The sequence below is a fragment of the Hippea alviniae EP5-r genome (assembly GCF_000420385.1).
GTDB lineage: Bacteria > Campylobacterota_A > Desulfurellia > Desulfurellales > Hippeaceae > Hippea > Hippea alviniae.
In genome coordinates, this window is the sequence record NZ_ATUV01000001.1 from 1,014,669 (window position 1) to 1,032,945 (window position 18,277).

21 protein-coding genes and 1 tRNA gene are annotated in these 18,277 nt (G+C 38.2%); 10 read left to right on the forward strand and 12 right to left on the reverse strand.

Features of this window, described 5'->3' with window-relative positions; genetic code table 11:
• Positions 1–7: 7 nt before the first annotated feature.
• The 9 genes from G415_RS0105260 to G415_RS0105300 form a co-directional block, all read right to left on the reverse strand.
• Positions 8–1,030 carry an aspartate-semialdehyde dehydrogenase gene (locus tag G415_RS0105260; RefSeq protein ID WP_022670564.1) on the reverse strand — a complete coding sequence of 341 codons (1,023 nt, stop codon included), beginning with the start codon at positions 1,028–1,030 and terminating at the stop codon, positions 8–10.
• Between the two features lies 1 nt (position 1,031).
• Positions 1,032–1,604 carry an aminoacyl-tRNA hydrolase gene (pth, locus tag G415_RS0105265; RefSeq protein ID WP_022670565.1) on the reverse strand — a complete coding sequence of 191 codons (573 nt, stop codon included), beginning with the start codon at positions 1,602–1,604 and terminating at the stop codon, positions 1,032–1,034.
• A gap of 6 nt (positions 1,605–1,610) precedes the next feature.
• A complete protein-coding gene (locus G415_RS0105270) occupies positions 1,611–2,201 on the reverse strand; it encodes a 50S ribosomal protein L25 (RefSeq protein ID WP_022670566.1) in 591 nt (196 codons plus the stop codon).
• 23 nt (positions 2,202–2,224) lie between these two features.
• The gene (locus G415_RS0105275) at positions 2,225–3,163 is read right to left on the reverse strand and encodes a ribose-phosphate diphosphokinase (protein WP_026939600.1); all 939 of its coding nucleotides are present in this window, start codon (positions 3,161–3,163) and stop codon (positions 2,225–2,227) included.
• A gap of 27 nt (positions 3,164–3,190) precedes the next feature.
• Positions 3,191–3,264: transfer RNA gene (locus G415_RS0105280), tRNA-Gln, on the reverse strand.
• Between the two features lie 54 nt (positions 3,265–3,318).
• On the reverse strand, positions 3,319–3,600 hold the full coding sequence (gene spoVG, locus G415_RS0105285) for a septation regulator SpoVG (RefSeq protein ID WP_022670567.1): 282 nt from the start codon (positions 3,598–3,600) through the stop codon (positions 3,319–3,321).
• 29 nt (positions 3,601–3,629) lie between these two features.
• The gene (gene ispE, locus G415_RS09955; protein ID WP_022670568.1) at positions 3,630–4,469 is read right to left on the reverse strand and encodes a 4-(cytidine 5'-diphospho)-2-C-methyl-D-erythritol kinase; all 840 of its coding nucleotides are present in this window, start codon (positions 4,467–4,469) and stop codon (positions 3,630–3,632) included.
• Positions 4,466–5,728, reverse strand: coding sequence for an amidohydrolase (locus tag G415_RS0105295; protein ID WP_022670569.1), 1,263 nt, complete (start codon positions 5,726–5,728; stop codon positions 4,466–4,468). Before G415_RS0105295 ends, ispE begins: the two co-directional genes overlap by 4 nt.
• On the reverse strand, positions 5,719–6,531 hold the full coding sequence (locus G415_RS0105300) for a purine-nucleoside phosphorylase (protein ID WP_022670570.1): 813 nt from the start codon (positions 6,529–6,531) through the stop codon (positions 5,719–5,721). The genes G415_RS0105295 and G415_RS0105300 overlap by 10 nt, the downstream gene beginning before the upstream one ends.
• A gap of 153 nt (positions 6,532–6,684) precedes the next feature.
• Between G415_RS0105300 and G415_RS0105305 the strand changes: the two genes are divergently transcribed.
• Positions 6,685–7,596: a glycyl-radical enzyme activating protein gene (locus G415_RS0105305; protein WP_022670571.1), complete on the forward strand. Its 912-nt coding sequence runs from the start codon at positions 6,685–6,687 to the stop codon at positions 7,594–7,596.
• A 2-nt stretch (positions 7,597–7,598) separates the two neighbouring features.
• A complete protein-coding gene (gene hypD, locus G415_RS0105310) occupies positions 7,599–10,019 on the forward strand; it encodes a trans-4-hydroxy-L-proline dehydratase (RefSeq protein WP_022670572.1) in 2,421 nt (806 codons plus the stop codon).
• A 29-nt stretch (positions 10,020–10,048) separates the two neighbouring features.
• On the opposite strand, the gene G415_RS0105315 is transcribed toward hypD, so the two are convergent.
• Positions 10,049–10,399: a DUF4870 family protein gene (locus G415_RS0105315; protein WP_022670573.1), complete on the reverse strand. Its 351-nt coding sequence runs from the start codon at positions 10,397–10,399 to the stop codon at positions 10,049–10,051.
• A 106-nt stretch (positions 10,400–10,505) separates the two neighbouring features.
• Between G415_RS0105315 and pcm the strand changes: the two genes are divergently transcribed.
• Positions 10,506–11,111: a protein-L-isoaspartate O-methyltransferase gene (pcm, locus tag G415_RS0105320; RefSeq protein ID WP_022670574.1), complete on the forward strand. Its 606-nt coding sequence runs from the start codon at positions 10,506–10,508 to the stop codon at positions 11,109–11,111.
• Here pcm and G415_RS09960 read toward each other — a convergent pair.
• Together G415_RS09960 and G415_RS0105330 are read right to left on the reverse strand one after the other, a co-directional pair.
• Positions 11,081–11,893: an SDR family NAD(P)-dependent oxidoreductase gene (locus G415_RS09960; RefSeq protein WP_022670575.1), complete on the reverse strand. Its 813-nt coding sequence runs from the start codon at positions 11,891–11,893 to the stop codon at positions 11,081–11,083. The two genes, pcm and G415_RS09960, sit on opposite strands and share 31 nt — an antisense overlap.
• A 15-nt stretch (positions 11,894–11,908) precedes the next feature.
• Entirely contained in the window at positions 11,909–12,985 is a 1,077-nt protein-coding gene (locus G415_RS0105330) for an ATP-binding protein (RefSeq protein ID WP_022670576.1), read from the reverse strand.
• A gap of 105 nt (positions 12,986–13,090) precedes the next feature.
• On the opposite strand from G415_RS0105330, the gene ribD reads away from it, so the two are divergent.
• From ribD to pyrE, 7 genes are all read left to right on the forward strand, one after another.
• Positions 13,091–14,185 (forward strand): bifunctional diaminohydroxyphosphoribosylaminopyrimidine deaminase/5-amino-6-(5-phosphoribosylamino)uracil reductase RibD, encoded by a 1,095-nt coding sequence (ribD, locus tag G415_RS0105335; RefSeq protein WP_022670577.1) that lies wholly within the window; start codon positions 13,091–13,093, stop codon positions 14,183–14,185.
• A complete protein-coding gene (locus G415_RS0105340) occupies positions 14,185–14,817 on the forward strand; it encodes a riboflavin synthase (protein WP_022670578.1) in 633 nt (210 codons plus the stop codon). Before ribD ends, G415_RS0105340 begins: the two co-directional genes overlap by 1 nt.
• Before the next feature lie 80 nt (positions 14,818–14,897).
• The gene (locus G415_RS0105345) at positions 14,898–16,103 is read left to right on the forward strand and encodes a bifunctional 3,4-dihydroxy-2-butanone-4-phosphate synthase/GTP cyclohydrolase II (RefSeq protein ID WP_022670579.1); all 1,206 of its coding nucleotides are present in this window, start codon (positions 14,898–14,900) and stop codon (positions 16,101–16,103) included.
• 10 nt (positions 16,104–16,113) lie between these two features.
• Positions 16,114–16,572, forward strand: coding sequence for a 6,7-dimethyl-8-ribityllumazine synthase (ribH, locus tag G415_RS0105350; protein ID WP_022670580.1), 459 nt, complete (start codon positions 16,114–16,116; stop codon positions 16,570–16,572).
• Between the two features lie 2 nt (positions 16,573–16,574).
• Entirely contained in the window at positions 16,575–16,985 is a 411-nt protein-coding gene (gene nusB, locus G415_RS0105355) for a transcription antitermination factor NusB (protein WP_022670581.1), read from the forward strand.
• Positions 16,972–17,697, forward strand: coding sequence for an orotidine-5'-phosphate decarboxylase (gene pyrF / locus G415_RS0105360; protein ID WP_022670582.1), 726 nt, complete (start codon positions 16,972–16,974; stop codon positions 17,695–17,697). The genes nusB and pyrF overlap by 14 nt, the downstream gene beginning before the upstream one ends.
• The gene (pyrE, locus tag G415_RS0105365; RefSeq protein ID WP_022670583.1) at positions 17,681–18,268 is read left to right on the forward strand and encodes an orotate phosphoribosyltransferase; all 588 of its coding nucleotides are present in this window, start codon (positions 17,681–17,683) and stop codon (positions 18,266–18,268) included. The genes pyrF and pyrE overlap by 17 nt, the downstream gene beginning before the upstream one ends.
• Positions 18,269–18,277: the final 9 nt, after the last annotated feature.

Sequence of the window (18,277 nt, forward strand, 5' to 3'; positions counted from 1 at the left end):
CGCCTCCTTATAAATACTCTTTAATCAAAATCTCAGCAATCTGAACAGCATTCAAAGCAGCACCTTTTCTTAGATTATCAGATACAACCCACAAATTCAAACCGTTCTCAACAGATTCATCCCTTCTGATTCTACCTATAAATGTCTCGTCTTTACCTGCTGCGTCTATAGGTGTAGGATACTCCAACTCCTTAGGATTGTCCACAACTTTACAACCAGGTGCACTATCGAGCAACTTTCTCACTTCATCTAAATCAAAAGGCTTTTCTGTCTCAACATTTACAGATTCAGAATGTCCCCTAAATACTGGAACTCTTACGCATGTTGCCGTAACAGGCAATTCCGGTTTATGGAATATCTTTCTTGTTTCGTTTATCATCTTCATCTCTTCTTTTGTGTATCCGTTGTCAAAGAAAACATCTATGTGCGGAACGCAGTTAAATGCTATCTTTTTTGGAATCTTATTTGGTTTGCACTCATCATATCTAAACTCAAACCAGGCGCGCGTCTGTTCAACAAGCTCTTCCATCGCTGCTCTTCCTGCTCCAGATGTCGCCTGATATGTTGAAACAACAATTCTTTTAATGCCGTAATTGTCAAGAATTGGTTTTAGCGCAACAACCATTTGAATTGTTGAACAGTTCGGGTTGGCTATAATTCCTCTGTTTTTGTATTGAGCTATATCTTCTGGGTTAACTTCTGGAACAACCAAAGGAACATCCTTCTCCATTCTGAAATAGCTCGTGTTATCAACAACAATTGCGCCACTCTCTGCTGCAATCGGAGCAAACTTACCACTAACACTTCCACCGGCAGAGAACAGAGCTATATCTATTCCCTTAAAAGAGTCCTTATCAAGCACTTCAACGGGTATCTCTTCTCCTTTAAATTTTACAGTTTTTCCTAACGACCTATCAGAAGCCAATGGCTTTAAACTTTTAACAGGAAAATCCCTTTGCTCCAAAGTCAAAATCATCTCTTCACCTACAGCACCTGTGGCTCCAACAACTGCAACATTATACTCTTTCACTTTATACCTCCATACTCAAACCATTATATTTGCTCATAGAGTAATTTAATCCTTTAATTATAACATCTACTACCGCATCTGTCGATGTTAAAATCACTCTATCCAACATTTCAAGCTTATCTTCAGAAAACCTTGAAAGAACATACCTTGCAGCATCTTTTTCTCTTCCAACACCAATTCTTACTCTAATAAAATCCTTACTGCCAACTAAATCAATGATAGATTGAACGCCCTTATGTCCACCACTTGATGAGTTCTTTTTTATTCTTATCCTGCCCAGCGGCAAATCCAAATCATCATGGATAACAACAAGATTATCTAAGGAAATTTTAAAAAAATTAAGCGCAAGATATACACTCTCACCACTCAAATTCATATAAGTCAATGGTTTTAAAACCCTTATATGGTTATCTTTTATTCTAAACTCCCCTAAGAGCCCTTTGAACTTTTTTTCTAAGGAAAAATCAAACTTAAAAAAAGAAGAGAGGGAATCACAAACCATAAACCCAACATTGTGTGGGGTAAGTTCGTATTCCCTCCCTGGATTACCAAGCCCAACGACAAGCCAATCCATTAAAGGCTATTCTTCGGTTTCTTCCTCTTCTTCGGATTCTTCAGTTGTCTCTTCTAATGCTTTACCTAAGATAGCAACAACCGTGAAGTTCTTAGACGATTTAACCTTCACGCCTTCTGGCATATCAAGGTCAAAAACATGAACGACATCGCCTATCTGAAGCTCTGTAACATCAACAACTATCTCATTTGGTATGGCTTCAGGCAGTGCTTCAACCTTAATCTTCTTTCGTGGCTGATACAAATCACCACCCATCTTGACGCCTTTTGACTCACCAACAACCTTAACAGGAACATCAACAACAACAGGCCTTCCTTCAGTTAATTTGTAAAAGTCAACATGCTCAACTTCATCTTTAACCGGATGCCACTGAACTTCCTTTACTATTACTTCGTATTTCTCGCCGCCTTCAACCTGCAGTTCGAATTTATCGTTTCTGCGACTCCTTCTTATGGCAGCCATAAATTGAGACCTGTCAACAGCTATAGGCTGATTTTCAATATCAGCTCCATAAATAATAGCTGGAATTTTACCTTCTCTTCTTAATCTTTTAGCCTTCTGCGTTCCTGCTTCCCTTTTCTCTGCCGTGATAATCATTTTAGCCTACCACCTCTTCTCTTTTATTCAAAAATTACGCTTAATGACTCTTTATGGAAAACCCTTCTTATGGCTTCACCTATAATCTCAGCCACAGAAAGAACCTTTATCTTATCTGTCGGAACGGGTTTCTTAAATGTTATCGTGTTCGTGACAACAAGTTCTTTAAGCGGTGAATTATTTACCTTTTCAATAGCATTTCCACTCAAAACAGGATGTGTTATGCAGGCATAGACTTCTTCTGCTCCCTCTTCGCTTATAGCTTTTGCAGCGTTTGTCAGTGTGCCTGCAGTATCAACTATATCATCAACAATAATTGCCTTTTTACCCTTTACATCACCTATGATGTGCATTATCTCACTAACATTGGGCTTTGGCCTTCTTTTATCTATTATAGCTATAGAACAACCCAACTTTTTGGCGTAATACCTTGCTCTTTCAACACCACCAGCATCAGGCGATACAATCACTATATTCTCTGTTCCTATGTTTTCTCTGATATATTTAAGCATTATTGGTGCAGCATAGAGATGGTCAACAGGTATGTCAAAAAACCCTTGAATTTGGCCTGCATGTAAATCCATAGACATTATACGGTCTGCACCTGCCGTTGTAATAAGATCAGCCAAAAGCTTTGCCGATATAGGCACCCGCGGTAAAACCTTTCTATCCTGCCTTGCATAGGCATAATATGGAACAACAACGGTTATGGAACTTGCAGACGACCTTTTTAAAGCGTCGAGCGTCACCAGAAGTTCCATAATATTGTCGTTCACAGGTGAAGAGAGCGATTGAATCAAAAATACATCAGCCCCTCTTACGCTTTCATCTATCTGAACATATATCTCGCCATCGCTAAAACGGGAGATTTGAGCCTTTGCCAATGGAATGCCCAAGTAATTGGAAATCTCTTCGGCAAGCAGTTTATTAGCTGTTCCACTTATCAATTTAAGCTGAGACATACCCTTTTTACCCCTCATAAATAAAAATGGCTGGGGCGGCTGGATTCGAACCAGCGATCGAGGATCCAAAGTCCTCTGCCTTACCGCTTGGCTACGCCCCAGTAATCAAAAAACGCCGCAAGCCTTAGCCTGCGGCTAATTGATTGTTATTTAAATTACTGCTGCTCTTCCTGTTGCTTTGCTTCTTTGGCCTTTTCGTACTCTTCCAAAACGGCCTTCTCAAGTCTCTGTCTCATGTCATTGTTCAATGGATGAGCAACATCCTTAAAGCTGCCATCCTTCATCTTCCTTGAAGGCATGGCAACAAACAGACCCTTCTGGCCGCTAATGATTTTTAAATCCCTTACAACGAACTCATTGTCAAAGATTACCGTTGCAAAACCCTTCAACTTCTCATCACCCTCGATTGGGCTTACCCTTACTTCTGTGATCTCCATAAATGCTACCTTCCTTACCTCAAGATTTCTTAAGCAAAATCAAAAATTTCACAGAAAAAACCCTTCTCCTTGAAAAACTCTTTCAACTCCCTACCCTTCCGCAACACCTCCGCACCGATAATTGAAAATATACTACTGCCGCTTCCAGAAACAAGCCCATTACCGACGCTCTTAATCATCTCTTCTTTTATCTCTTTTAAAAGACCAAACTCCTTCAGCACAACGCTCTCAAGGTCGTTGTGAAGGTGTTGCTTTAGAGTGGACATCCTGCATCCACCCTTAACAGTAATTGCCATTTTATTTATGCCTTTTGGGTTTGTCAACTTGAATTTTGAATAAACATAGGCTGTGGATATCGATAAATCAGGCACAACAAGAAGAACCTTATGATTTTCATAGTCGCAGTCTATTTTTTCTATCCTTTCACCCTTACCTTCTGCAATAGCCGAGCCGTCAACGATAAAAAACGCAACATCACTGCCAATTTTAGAAGCAAGTTCAAAAAGCTCATCAATACTCAACGGATAATCAAACATCTCATTCAAAGCCCTAAGCGTATAGGCAGCATTCGAACTGCCACCACCCAATCCGCCACCTATAGGAATATGCTTTTTTATATAGATGGAAACCTGCGGCTCTATTGATGCCTTTTTAAAAAACAGCTCTGCAGCCTTATAGGATAAATTGCCTTTATTGTTAAGCTCTTCAATATCTGTCTCAACATAAAGCCCGCCACTGTTCTTTTCAATCTCAATCTCATCATAAAGGTTTATCTTATGCATTATACTAAATATATCGTGATATCCGTCATCTCTTTTCCTTAGAATCCCAAGAATAGAGTTTATCTTTGCAAACGATTTTACAATCATAATCCACCAAGCGATTTAGAAAGCTCTTTTACCCTAAACTTGACTTCTTCTTCATCTATATCAACAAACTCTCTGTTTTTAAGTATAACTCTGCCGTTTACAATCACATCTCTAACATCCCGAGAATTCAAAGCATAAACAATAAACGAGTACGGATTGTAAATCGGAACAGACTCTATCCCTTCAAGGCTGACAACGGCTATATCAGCCAAATTGCCTTCTTTTAGATAGCCAATACCGTCGAACAAACCGTTAAAGTTTGATGCAAGTTTCAGTATAGTTTTTGAATCCATCGCCTTCTCGCCAAACTTAATTTTTTGGACAAGCGACGATGTTCTAATCTCTTCAATCATATCAAGATTGTTGTTGCTTGCAGGCCCATCTGTTCCTATATAAACATCAATGCCTATCTTTACCATCTTGCAGATTGGAGCAATACCGCTTGCAAGCTTAAAATTGCTCTGCGGCACATTGATTACCTTCGCATTTTTATTTTTTATAAGCTCTATCTCTTCATCGTCTGTTGCAACACAGTGAGCCATAAATGTCCTATCCGTTAGAAGTCCTGCATCATTTAACACTTCCAACGGTCTTTTGCCCTTCTGGGATTTCACAAGTTCAACTTCTCTTTCGCTCTCGTTTATGTGAATCTGGACAATATCATTTTCATCTAAGGAATTTGCTACCATTTTAAGCGTGTCTTCAGAGAGCGTATATGTCGAATGTGGCGCATAGCTAACCTTTACAAGCTCGCTATTTTTAAACTCTTCTTTCAAAGATTTTGTCTTTTCTACTGCTTCCTTTGGGTTTTTGCAATCCGGCGTTGGAAAGTCAATAATACCTTCACCGATTATCGCTCTAACACCTATCTCAATTGCAGCTCTTGCCACTTCTTCTTCAAAAAAATACATATCACCAAAGCAACCCGTTGCTGACCTTATACCTTCAAGCATGGAGAGTTTCGAGCAGATATAAACCATATCCTTATTCACATACTTAGCTTCAGCAGGGAAGATATGATTGTTTAACCAGTCCATAAGCTCTAAATCGTCCGCAAGCCCCCTAAATAGACTCATTGCAAGATGCGTATGGGCATTGCAAAATGTCGGCATAACAACACAATCTTTGGCATCTATGATCTCATCAAAACCGCCTTCTATATCCTTATCAATCTTGACTATTCTATTGCCATCAACAAGTATATCAAAATACCCTTCCTTTTCTGAATTTATGCAATAGCCGTTTTTGATTAAAAGCATAACTCCTCCAAAAATCCGTTTATAAGCGTGCTCAGCTTTTCACTTGCACTGCTTGCGGCTTTTATCACATCATCAATCTCTGCTTTTTCCATACAGTCTGGCTTGTTTACATTCGTTATAACAGATATTGCAACCCTATCAATGTTCATGTGAGCTAAAGCTATAATCTCAGGCACCGTTGACATACCTATCGCATCACCGCCTATCATTCTAAAGAAACGGGTTTCTGCTGGCGTCTCCATTGAAGGCCCAGCAACGCCTACATAGACACCTTCTTTTAAATCTATTCCTTTTTTTAGAGCAATTTCCTTAAATTTTTCTATATGTTTGATGGTGTAAGGCTTGCTCATATCTGGAAACTTCTCGCCCAACTCATCAATGTTATCACCTTTTAAAGGATTGGCTCCCATCATATTTATGTGGTCTTTAACGATCATCAAATCGCCTTTTTTGAAATTTGGATTAAGCCCGCCTGCGGCATTCGTCAGTATAACGATTTTTGCACCTGCAACACCCAAAGCTCTTACCATGAATACAACTTCCTGCATCGTGTATCTCTCATAATAGTGAAACCTGCCGTGAGCAACAACTATGCTTAAATCGTTCCTTTTAAAAAGTTCAAAATATCCCTTGTGCGACTTAGTCGAAGGCACAGGCATATAAGGAACATTCGAGTATGGCAACTCTTCAATCCTTTCAGCTTCGAGCTTTATATCAATTCCCGTCCCGCCAACTATGACAACATCAACCTTTTTAAACTTCTCTTTCAAAACATCAGCCGCAGCTTTTATCTTCTCATACATAACCAACTCCCCTGCCTTGCATTTTACCCATAAACTATATACAAAATCAGGGATTTTCTCAATGGCAACAAATAATAATTTTCATTTTTTGTTGACTTTTTGTTAATTCTGTGATATATCAGATATCAGAGAGTTAAAAGGTGAGGCAGTAAAATGAAAAACCCAATAAAAGGCTTGATTTTTGATATAAAGCGATATTCGATACACGACGGTGAAGGTATCAGAACAACGGTATTTTTCAAAGGCTGTCTGTTGAGATGTCTCTGGTGTCATAATCCCGAAAGCCAAAAGCCGTATCAGGAGATTATGTATTACGAGAATAGGTGTATAAGGTGTTTAACCTGCAGAGCCGTTTGTGAAGAGAATGCAATCGAGTTTATTGAGAATAAGATTGAGATAAACACAAAAAGATGCACGATGTGTGGCAAATGTTGGCAGAATTGTCCGACAAATGCACTTGAAGTAATCGGAAAATTTTATGATGTTGAAGAGTTAACAAAAGAGCTTCTAAAAGATAGGGCGTTTTTTGAAGATGGTGGCGGTATAACAATTTCAGGCGGCGAACCGTTTATGCAGTATGAGTTTTTGATGGAGCTTTTAAAAAGATTGAAACAGGAAAGGTTAAATATAGCCATTGATACAACAGGTTATACACAGACCAAAAAGCTTTTATCGACGATTGAGTTCTGTGATACATACCTATACGATTTAAAGATTATGGATTCAAAAAAACACAAAAGATACACTGGCGTTAATAACGAGCTGATACTGAAAAATTTAGAAGAACTTGATAAAAACGGTGGCAAGACGGATATAAGGATTCCTATTATTCCAACAATCAATGACGATGAAGAGAATATCAGAAGGACTATTGAGTTTTTAAAAAAGTTAAAAAACATAAAGAGTGTGAGCCTTCTTCCCTATCATTCGATGATGGTCGATAAATACAGAAGACTAAAAATACCATTTATGCTTTCAGATATAAAAAAGCCAACGGATGAACAGATGGAAGGGCTGAAGGAAACATTCAAAAATGCAGGTTTTAATGTGAATATAGGAGGTTAGCTATGGAAAACACAAGCTGCAAAATCATAGATTACACAAAGATAGTAAAAGAAGAGCGTGGAATGAACGAGCGTATCAAAAAACTCAGAAGGCAGTCAATCGAAGCCGTTGAGAGAGTATCAGTTGAAAGGGCAAAACTTTTAACAGAGTTTTACAAAAACTGCAAAGAGACTTCTATTCCTATCAAAAGGGCGAAGGCATTTGAGTATATTTTAAAGCACAAGACAATCTATATAGGCGATGGCGAACTCATAGTCGGTGAAAGAGGGGAAGCACCAAAAGCAACGCCGACATACCCAGAGATAACACTTCATAAAAGGGAAGACTTAGAAGCCCTAAACAACAGACCAAAAGTCTCATACAAGGTTTCAGACGAAGTGTTTGAAATTTATGAGAAAGAGATAATCCCTTACTGGGAAGGTAAAACAATTAGAGAGATGATATTTAAATCCGTGCCGCAGCGCTGGATTGATGCATTTGAAGTTGGTGTCTTTACGGAGTTTATGGAACAGAGGGCTCCAGGTCATACAGTTTTAGATGGGAAAATTTACAAAAAGGGTATGCTGGATTTTATAAAGGAGATTGATGAGTCAATTAAAAATCTTGACTTTGAACATGACCCTGAAGCTTTGGATAAGAAAGAAGAGCTCGAAGCAATGAAGATAGCGGCAAATGCCTTAATTGAGTTTGCAAAAAGGCATGCAGAAAAGGCAAGAGAGCTTGCAGAAGAAGAAAAAGACCCAAAAAGAAGAGAAGAGCTGCTTGAGATTGCCCGAATTTGCGAAAAAGTCCCAGCATACAAGCCAGACACATTCCACGAAGCATTGCAGTATTACTGGTTTGTTCATCTTGGCGTTATAACGGAGCTCAACGGCTGGGATGCCTTTAGTCCCGGTAAGCTGGATAAACACCTATATCCGTTCTACAAAAAGGACATAGAGAAAGGTAGACTAACAAAGGAAAAAGCAAAAGAGCTTTTGGAGTGTCTGTGGATTAAGTTCCATAACCACCCTGCACCTCCAAAGGTTGGCGTTACGGCTGAAGAGAGTTCAACGTACACCGATTTTGCCCAGATAAACATAGGGGGCATAAAGGAAGATGGCTCAGATAATGTAAACGAGTTGAGCTATCTTCTGCTTGATGTTATCGAAGAGATGAGACTCGTCCAGCCCAATGCTTCAATTCATGTAAGCAAGAAAAATCCCGATGCTTTCATAAAAAGGGCGATTGACATAATAAAAACGGGTTTCGGTCAGCCATCTGTATTTAACTCAGATGCCGTCGTGCAGGAGCTTTTAAGACAGGGCAAGGATATCATCGATGCACGATGTGGTGGCACAAGCGGATGTGTTGAATCCGGGGCGTTTGGCAAAGAGAATTATACTCTAACAGGATACTTCAACATTCCGAAAGTGCTTGAGATAACACTAAACAACGGCAAAGACCCGCTTACAGGTAAGCAAATCGGACTAAAAACGGGCAACTTTGAAGATTTCAAAAGCTTCGATGAGCTAATGAACGCATTTAAAAAGCAACTCAAATACTTTATTGACATAAAAATTGAAGGCAACCTGATAATCGAAAGGATTTACGCAAAGCACATGCCGGCACCGTTTTTGTCAATTTTGATAGACGATTGCATCAAGAAGGGCAAAGATTATTACAACGGCGGTGCAAGGTATAACTCATCATACATTCAGGGCGTTGGCACAGGAACGATAACAGACTCTTTAGCCGCAATAAAGCAGACGGTATTTGAAGATAGAATATTCACTCCAAAGCAGTTTAAAGAGATGCTTGATAAAAACTTTGAAGGATACGAGATTCAAAGACAGATTCTTCTAAACAAAACACACAAATACGGAAACGACGACGATTATGCAGATAGCTTGATGAGAGAAGTATTTGAAGAGTTCTTCAAGAACATAGACGGCAGACCAACATACAAGGGTGGTCAGTTTAGGATAAACATGCTTCCAACAACGGTTCATGTCTATTTCGGCTCAAAAATCGGTGCGACACCCGATGGCAGGAAAGCGTTTGAACCAATCTCAGAAGGTATATCGCCCGTTCAGGGAATGGACAAAAATGGCCCGACGGCTGTTTTAAAATCCGCAGCAAAAATGGACCACATAAAAACAGGTGGAACACTTCTCAATATAAAATTCACACCAGACTTATTGAAAGACGAAAAGGGCATTAATGCAATGGTCAAGCTGATTAGAACATACTTCACGCTTGATGGACATCATGTTCAGTTCAATGTCGTAAGCGCAGAGACTTTAAAAGATGCAAAAAAACACCCAGAAAAATACGGTGATTTGATTGTCAGGGTTGCAGGATATAGCGACTATTTCTGCCATTTAAACGAAAAACTGCAGGATGAGATAATAAGAAGAACGGAACACGAGAGTTTCGGATAAAAAAGCCCGCCAAACGGCGGGTTTATATTTTAGACAAGCCAGGTTTCAGGGTCAGGATAGGGTTGCTTCTTCTCAAGATAGGTTAAGCCCTTCACACACCTAAAGATAAACCAGATGGCAACTCCAATAAGAAGCAGATACCCAATTATAACAATGCAAAGTAGAGCAGAGACTAAACCAAAGGCAAGTCCTATCCAAAAGGTTCTAATCTGAAATCTGTAATGGGTTTTTACCCAGTCTGCTGCTTCATTTTTGTTAACATAAGCCATAATAACACCAACTATCGCCGTAATTCCAACAACCAACGATGCAAGGTATAGATAATAGACAATCCTTGCGTTTTTCTCATCAGCAGCTACATCCTTTAACTCTTCTGTCATAGTGTTGTCCTCCTTTTTTGTAAATATTATTCTAAAAAATAATATAAAATTTAACAGTGATATGTCAAATATTGACTTATTGTAAGCAAGGCTTAATATTTTAACGATGATGAGCACAAATGATGAGTTGGTTGAGCACTTAAAAAGATATAGAAGGGTTTTAAAGACAAAAAGAATTATAGAAGCGTTTGAGAAGGTTGATAGGGCTGATTTTGTAAGAAAGGCATTCAAAGAGCATGCATACGAAGATAGACCCTTGCCTATAGGACATGAGCAAACTATCTCTCAGCCATATACCGTTGCATTTATGCTTGAGCTTTTGCAACCTTTGGAAGATAGCATAATCTTAGATGTTGGATGTGGAAGCTGTTATACAACAGCACTTCTTGCAAGTATAGCCAAAAAGGGCAAGGTAATAGGTGTTGAGATAATCCCAGAGCTTGTTGAGTTTTGTAAGGATAATCTAAAAAAATATAATTTTGACAATGTTGAGATTTACAATGCCGATAAACTGCCGCCAGATGAGAAAGAGTTTGATAGAATTTTAGTCTCTGCATCTGCATACAAACTGCCAAGAGAACTAACAAACGCTTTAAAAGAAGGTGGCAGAATGGTTATACCGATAGAATCGTCGATATTCCTTATAGAGAAAAAAAATGGCAACCTTCTAAAAGAAGAGTTTTATGGATTTGCCTTTGTGCCGTTGAGATAACCTTCCAAATGTTTAAGCCCTATTTTGTAGCATATATCTTGATTTTTAATCTCGTAAGCAAAAAGAGTGGCTCTTGCAATTTCAAAATCTTTTAGATACTCACCGCTTACACTGTTTTGCAGGTTGTAAGCATACATTATCATTTTGTGGGCAGAAGATAAATCTAAACCACAGGCAGACCAGCCTTCAATTAAGAGCTTTGTATTTATAACACCCGGATGCAGGCAGTTTACGGAGACATTTCTATGTTTTAAAAGTCGAGCCATCTTAAACGCAAAGAGAATATTGCATAACTTGGAGCATGAGTATCCTTCATGTGAATAGGAAAACTCTTTCTTCTCTATCTTTTCAAAATTCACACTTGAAGCATGAGCCATTGAAGAGACAATAATAATTTTAGAAGGTGCGTTTTTTATTAGGGTATCAAGTAGAATATGTGTTATTAAGAAGTGAGCAAGATGATTAACCTGATAGCTTAAACCAAATCCATCTTTTGTAATGACGCCTTTTGAGTCAAAGCAACCAGCGTTGTTTATAAGTGTATGTATTTTTTCACTTTTGATACATTCAAAAGTGTCTTTTGTTTCACTTAGGTTTGAAAAGTCCGCCTTAAGCGTTAAAACCTTTACCGATGGATTTAGCGAAAGCAGTCTCTCTTTTATGTTTTCAAGCTTCGTTTTACTCCTGCCATGAATGATTAAGTCTATACCGAGTTTTGCAAACTCTTCAGCACTCTTTAATCCTATGCCGTCTGTTGCACCAGTTAAAAGAACAAAAGCCATATTAATTCACCTATTTTACAACTCTAATCTCTCCATTCCCTTCTCATAAATCCTGCTGTTGCCTTTGACTTTCAAGTCAAGTGGGTCATAGAAGAGTATCTCAACTTCTGCAAACTTCTCAATAACTGTTCTGTATTTATCGTTATCTGGCTCAAAATAGCCTTTATTAACAATTTCTCTACAAACATCATAGAACAACTTTCTCTCTTCTTTGTCTATCTTACCTGAGAAATTCAGAAAGTGCATAATCTCAGTATATGCCAAAAACGCCCTATGCTCTAAATACTCTTTCAATGTCTTAAACTCTTTCTTCTCAAACATCATTCTTTGTATATCTGGAATACAACCACCAAGATAGTCATAGATAAGATTTATCTCTTCTTCTGTGTATCCTTCAGAACTTAACCACTCTACAACTATACTCTTATCAAGATGGTCAACCTTGAAGAATTTACTTGTCTTCTTCAATTTTGCATCATTATAAATCCTATCTATAAACACAGTGTTTGAGCTTAGGATAACAACATGAGACAGATGTGTCTCTTTTGTTAAAGAGACACAGAAGTTTAGGAACTCTTTGAGTAGTTCTCTATCTCCATTTATGTATATATCTTCAAGTGTTTGGATTTCGTCTATGATGATTATAGGTTGTCTGTTTTTCTTTGTTCTGTTTTGTATCTCTTCCATTAGAACTTTGAATAAGTCTTTCTCTTTGTTTTTTACTTCATTTAGCAGTTCTGCTTTTATGTTGAATACTCCAATATTGAAGCTTGCTGAGAGTTTCTCTTCTTTCTTGCCTTTGTCATCTTTCTCTGGTGTTAGTATTGCTTCTATAAAACTTGAGTAATTGCTTATTAGATATCTTCTTAAGTTTATATACTTCACCCACCAATTACCTTTGGGTTTTAAGTTCTCAAAATCTTCAAATAACTCTTTTTCAACAACATACTCAATGAGTGTTGTTTTGCCTGAAGATTTTGGGCCATAAACCCAAAGGATTAGTTTGGGTAAACTTCTAAACCAATCAAGGAAGAAGTTTATTTCGTTGTCTCTGTCTATGAGTTTTTCGCCACGAAAATAGCGGGTTTGCATAGGTTGCTCCTTTTGGTGAAGATTATACCAATCATAATTACTTTTTCAAACACTATTTACTCTGGAATTGACAATTTAATCCACATTTAGTATTTTGGTTGCAAGATGAGAAAAACAGATGAATTTTTCATGAGAGAAGCCATAAAACTGGCAAAGAAGGCAAAGGGTAAAACTTGCCCTAACCCACTGGTTGGTGCTGTAATCGTAAAAGATGACAAGATTATCGGCAAAGGATATCACAAAAAAGCAGGCTTGCCACATGCCGAAGTTGTGGCAATAAAGTCAGTAAAAAATAAAAACGATTTAAAAAATGCCACAATATATGTAAACCTTGAACCGTGCAACCATTACGGTAGAACACCACCCTGCTCTATTGCTATAATAAACAGCGGCATAAGGCGTGTCGTCATAGGAATGAGAGACCCAAACAAACAAGCAAGTGGCGGCATAGAGAGACTAAAACAAGCCGGTATAGAAGTAAAAGTCGGCGTTTTAGAAGAAGATGCAAAAAAACTAAACGAGATATTCATAGAAAACATAGTCAACAAAAAGCCGTTCTTTATAATGAAGGCAGCTATGCTTCTAAACGGCTCAATTGCCGTAAAAGGCGGCATATCTCAATGGATAACAGGCGAGCTTGCACGAAGGTTTACACACAGATTAAGAGGAACCCACTCCGCCGTTCTCGTTGGCATCAATACGGTTTTAATGGACGACCCACTCCTAACCTGTCGTATCCCGAGATACAAACAACCCAAACGGGTTATATTAGATGCAAATCTAAGAATTCCTGTATCAGCAAAACTTTTGTCCGAATATCCAGAAAATGTTTATATAATCACAACAAAAGAGTCAGACAGTGCAAAAAAGAGAATACTAAAAGCGATGGATGTTAACATTATAGAATGTTCCTTAAATGAAAAAGGCGAGTTCGAACCAAAAGAACTATCAGAAAAACTTCTAAAAAGTGAAATCTGCTCTGTTGTCGTTGAAGGTGGCAGCAGAACACACGGCTATTTTCTAAAACACAAACTTTACAATAAAGCCTATCTCTTTTATGCTCCAAAGATAGCAGGTTCATACGGTGCTTTCAATGTTGCAGGATGTGAAGCTCCATCTTCTATAGAAGATGCCATTCAGCTAAAGGATGCACGATGCCAAAGAATCGGAAAAGATTTTCTAATTGAAGGATACTTCTAATGTTTACTGGCATAGTTGAAGATGTTGGAGAGATAAAAAACATTCAAACCATTCAAAACGGCATAAGATTGACAATACAATCGTTTCTGTCTTCAGAATTAAAAGAAGGCGATAGTGTCGCAACAAATGGTGCATGCCTAACGGTAACAGATAAAACTCAGTCAACCTTTAGCGTTGATGTTAGTTTTGAAACGATAAAAAGAACAAATTTAGGAAAATTAAACATCGGCAGTAAGGTTAATCTTGAAAGGGCTCTAAAGTTAAGCGAAAGGCTAAATGGACACATTGTTTTAGGTCATGTTGACACAACAGCAACAATAGAAAATATAACAAAAGCAGGAGATTTTTATATTCTATCGATAAAAATTGATGGTTATACATTTCAGCACAGTGTTGAAAAGGGTTCAATCTGCATAGATGGAATAAGCCTAACCATAGCAGACCTAAAACCTGACAGACTAAGCGTCGCTATCATACCATTCACATTTGAGCACACAAACCTAAAGTTTAAAAAGCCTTCAGACGCAGTAAACATAGAGACAGACATCATCGGAAAGTATGTTGAGAAGTTTGTAAAAGCAAAAAATAATCAAATATCCGAAGAGTTTCTTAAGGAGCACGGTTTTATTTAATCGTCTTTGCTGTTTTTATTGAAACAATCGAAAACCTTTTATAAAATGGTGCGATTTTAGAAAAAGGAAGGAGAAGCGAAATGTTTGCAACTGTCGAAGAAGCCATAAACGAGATAAGGTCTGGTAAGATGATTATAATGGTTGATGATGAAGATAGAGAAAACGAAGGCGACTTTGTAATGGCAGCCCAATTTGTAACACCAGAAGCAATAAACTTCATGGCAAAATACGGTCGTGGATTAATCTGCCTTCCGATGGATGAGAAGCTGATAGAAAAATTAGATTTGCAACTAATGACAGTTGATGAAAATGATAAATTCAAGACGGCTTTCACCGTCTCAATAGATGCTCATCCTAAATTTGGTGTGACAACAGGCATATCCGCATTTGATAGAGCAACAACAATCCAGACCGCAATAAGGCCAGATGTAAAACCAGAAGATTTGGTAAAGCCAGGCCACATCTTCCCATTAAAAGCCAAAAAAGGCGGCGTTTTAGTCAGAGCAGGACATACAGAAGGCAGCGTTGACTTAGCAAAAATGGCAGGACTAATCCCAGCTGCTGTGATTTGTGAGATAATGAATGATGATGGAACGATGGCACGAAGGCCGCAGCTTGAAGAGATAGCCAAAAAATTCAACCTAAAGATGATAACAATTGCAAGCATAATAGAATACAGGCTAAAAAAAGAGAAACTTATCGAGAGAACAGCAGAAGCAGACCTGCCAACAAAATATGGCCACTTTAAAATTATCGTTTACAAAAGTAAGGTTGATGATTTTGAGCATGTCGCTCTTGTTAAAGGCAAAATAAACAAAAACGAGCCGACACTTGTAAGGGTTCACTCATCTTGCCTAACCGGAGACATATTAGGTTCACTAAGGTGCGATTGTGGAGACCAGCTGCATGCAGCAATGGAAATGGTGGAAAAAGAAGGCAAAGGCGTTGTCTTATACATGCAGCAAGAAGGAAGAGGCATAGGCCTAACAAACAAAATCAAAGCCTATGCTTTGCAAGACCAGGGATACGACACTGTTGAAGCAAATATAAAATTGGGCTTTAAACCAGACTTAAGAAATTACGGCATAGGTGCTCAGATTTTGGTTGATTTAGGCGTTGGAAAGATAAAACTCATGACAAATAACCCGAAAAAGATAATAGGACTTGAAGGGTATGGGCTTGAAATCGTTGAAAGAGTGCCAATAGAGATACCACCCAATGCCGTTAATAAGTGTTATCTTGAGACAAAAAAGCAAAAAATGGGCCATTTATTAACAAAAGTGTAAGGAGAAGAAAATGAATATCATTGAAGGAAAGCTTGATGCAAAAGATTTAAAAGTTGCGGTTATTGTAAGCAGATTTAACAGCTTCATAACTCAGAAACTGCTTGATGGTGCAGTCGATGCGTTTGTTAGACACAACGGAGATGAGAAAAACCTAACTGTTTATATGGTTCCCGGTGCCTTTGAGATACCAATGCTTCTATCAAAACTTGCAGATAAGGACTTCGACGGTATATTGTGTCTTGGTGCAGTAATAAGAGGCTCAACACCGCACTTCGATTTTGTAGCAAATGAGACGGCAAAGGGAATTGCCCAGGTTTCCTTAAGAAGCAAGATGCCGATTTCATTCGGTGTCTTAACAACAGACACAATTGAACAGGCAATAGAGAGAGCAGGCACAAAAATGGGCAACAAAGGATTTGATGCTATGGTTTCTCTGCTTGAGATGATTAACCTATACAGAAACATATAGACATGTCTTTAAGAAAAGCAAGAGCAACGGCAGTCCACTACCTATACTCAACAGAGTTTGACAATAAAGACGATATAGACTCATTCATAGAATTTGTTGGTCATCCAAAAAAAGAGAATGAGAAAGAGCTAACAAAAAAGCTGATAAAAGGAACATTAAAGAACCTGCTTTATATAGACTCTTTAATAAAAAAATATGCAAAATCTGGCGATGACATAATGTCTTTAATTGACAAGGCAATTCTCAGAGTTGGTATATACGAACTTTTATTCTTAAAACAGGCACATCCTATAATTACAATCAACGAGTATGTAAATATAGCAAAAGAGTACTCAAAAGACTCATCGAAGGCTTTGGTAAATGCAATATTAGACAGAGTTTACAAAGGAGAGTTGGAAAATGAAAGCGAATGAGAAAATAATAACAGCATTAGATTTAAGAGGATTTAACGAAATTCTAAACCTGATTGACTCATTAGAAAATGCTGTATGGTTTAAACTTGGTGCAGTAAACTTCACAGCATACGGAACAAAATTAATTGATGAGATAAAAAAGAGAAACAAAAAGCTCTTTTTAGATTTAAAGTATCACGACATACCAAATACAGTCAAAGAGAGCGTTTATGCTGCAAGTGAACTCGGTGTTGATATGCTGACAATTCATGCATTTGGCGGCATTGAGATGATGCAGGCAGCCTGCGATGCAGTAAAGGAGTTTGAAGACAAACACTCAAAACAGGGTCCTTTAATCCTTGCAGTTACCGTTCTTACAAGCTTTAACAACGACAACCTAAAGGATTACATGTTTATAAATCAAACAGTTGAAGAGACTGTGCTAAAACTTGCAGAAAACATCAAAAAAGCTGGCATAAAAGGACTTGTAGCATCAGCAAAAGAGACAAAGATGTTAAGGGACAATTTTGGCGATTACTTCACAATCGTAACACCGGGCATAAGGCCAGCTTGGGCAAGCAAGGGTGATCAGAAGAGAGTAACAACACCAAAGGACGCAATAGAGTTAGGAAGCAGCTATATGGTCATTGGAAGACCAATTTACAAAGCAGAAAATCCAAAAGAAGCATTTGAAAAAATTAGAAAGGAGATAGAAGATGTTAACACAAGATGAAGCACTAAATCTTTACAAAAAAAGAAACGCATATCTTCAGGGACACTTCTTATTATCGAGTGGCTTGCACAGTGAGTTTTATCTGCAGAGCGCTTTAGTTTTGCAGTATCCACACGACGCATGGCTTTTATGCTCTTCAATCGCAGAGTATTTCAAGGATAAAGAGATCGATGTCGTTATAGCACCAGCAATGGGTGGAATCTTAGTCTCTTACGATGTTGCAAGGGCTTTGGGAAACAATGTAAGAAGCATATTCGCAGAGCGTGTTGACGGCAAGCTCACCTTAAGGAGAGGCTTCACAATCGACAAAAACGAAAGGGTTTTAGTCGTTGAAGATGTTGTAACTACAGGAAAAAGCGTAAATGAAACATTGGATGTCGTAAGGCAATACACAGACAACATCGTTGGCGTAGGCGCATTAGTTGACAGAGGCGGCAATTTCGACCCAAAAGGCATAGATTACTTCCCTTTAATTAAGCTAAAAATTGAAAATTACGAACCAGATAACTGCCCGCTGTGCAAAAAAGGTATTCCACTTGAGAAACCGGGCAGCAGGTTTATAAAAAAATAGATTTTTTAG

Bases quoted from the DNA above. Each gene is read 5' to 3' on its own strand.
- pth (WP_022670565.1), bottom strand. From the start codon at position 1,604: ATGGATTGGCTTGTCGTTGGGCTTGGTAATCCAGGGAGGGAATACGAA.
- G415_RS0105270 (WP_022670566.1), bottom strand. From the start codon at position 2,201: ATGATTATCACGGCAGAGAAAAGGGAAGCAGGAACGCAGAAGGCTAAA.
- G415_RS0105275 (WP_026939600.1), bottom strand. From the start codon at position 3,163: ATGTCTCAGCTTAAATTGATAAGTGGAACAGCTAATAAACTGCTTGCC.
- spoVG (WP_022670567.1), bottom strand. From the start codon at position 3,600: ATGGAGATCACAGAAGTAAGGGTAAGCCCAATCGAGGGTGATGAGAAG.
- ispE (WP_022670568.1), bottom strand. From the start codon at position 4,469: ATGATTGTAAAATCGTTTGCAAAGATAAACTCTATTCTTGGGATTCTA.
- G415_RS0105295 (WP_022670569.1), bottom strand. From the start codon at position 5,728: ATGCTTTTAATCAAAAACGGCTATTGCATAAATTCAGAAAAGGAAGGG.
- G415_RS0105300 (WP_022670570.1), bottom strand. From the start codon at position 6,531: ATGTATGAGAAGATAAAAGCTGCGGCTGATGTTTTGAAAGAGAAGTTT.
- G415_RS0105305 (WP_022670571.1), top strand. From the start codon at position 6,685: ATGAAAAACCCAATAAAAGGCTTGATTTTTGATATAAAGCGATATTCG.
- hypD (WP_022670572.1), top strand. From the start codon at position 7,599: ATGGAAAACACAAGCTGCAAAATCATAGATTACACAAAGATAGTAAAA.
- G415_RS0105315 (WP_022670573.1), bottom strand. From the start codon at position 10,399: ATGACAGAAGAGTTAAAGGATGTAGCTGCTGATGAGAAAAACGCAAGG.
- pcm (WP_022670574.1), top strand. From the start codon at position 10,506: ATGATGAGCACAAATGATGAGTTGGTTGAGCACTTAAAAAGATATAGA.
- G415_RS09960 (WP_022670575.1), bottom strand. From the start codon at position 11,893: ATGGCTTTTGTTCTTTTAACTGGTGCAACAGACGGCATAGGATTAAAG.
- G415_RS0105330 (WP_022670576.1), bottom strand. From the start codon at position 12,985: ATGCAAACCCGCTATTTTCGTGGCGAAAAACTCATAGACAGAGACAAC.
- ribD (WP_022670577.1), top strand. From the start codon at position 13,091: ATGAGAAAAACAGATGAATTTTTCATGAGAGAAGCCATAAAACTGGCA.
- G415_RS0105340 (WP_022670578.1), top strand. From the start codon at position 14,185: ATGTTTACTGGCATAGTTGAAGATGTTGGAGAGATAAAAAACATTCAA.
- G415_RS0105345 (WP_022670579.1), top strand. From the start codon at position 14,898: ATGTTTGCAACTGTCGAAGAAGCCATAAACGAGATAAGGTCTGGTAAG.
- ribH (WP_022670580.1), top strand. From the start codon at position 16,114: ATGAATATCATTGAAGGAAAGCTTGATGCAAAAGATTTAAAAGTTGCG.
- nusB (WP_022670581.1), top strand. From the start codon at position 16,575: ATGTCTTTAAGAAAAGCAAGAGCAACGGCAGTCCACTACCTATACTCA.
- pyrF (WP_022670582.1), top strand. From the start codon at position 16,972: ATGAAAGCGAATGAGAAAATAATAACAGCATTAGATTTAAGAGGATTT.
- pyrE (WP_022670583.1), top strand. From the start codon at position 17,681: ATGTTAACACAAGATGAAGCACTAAATCTTTACAAAAAAAGAAACGCA.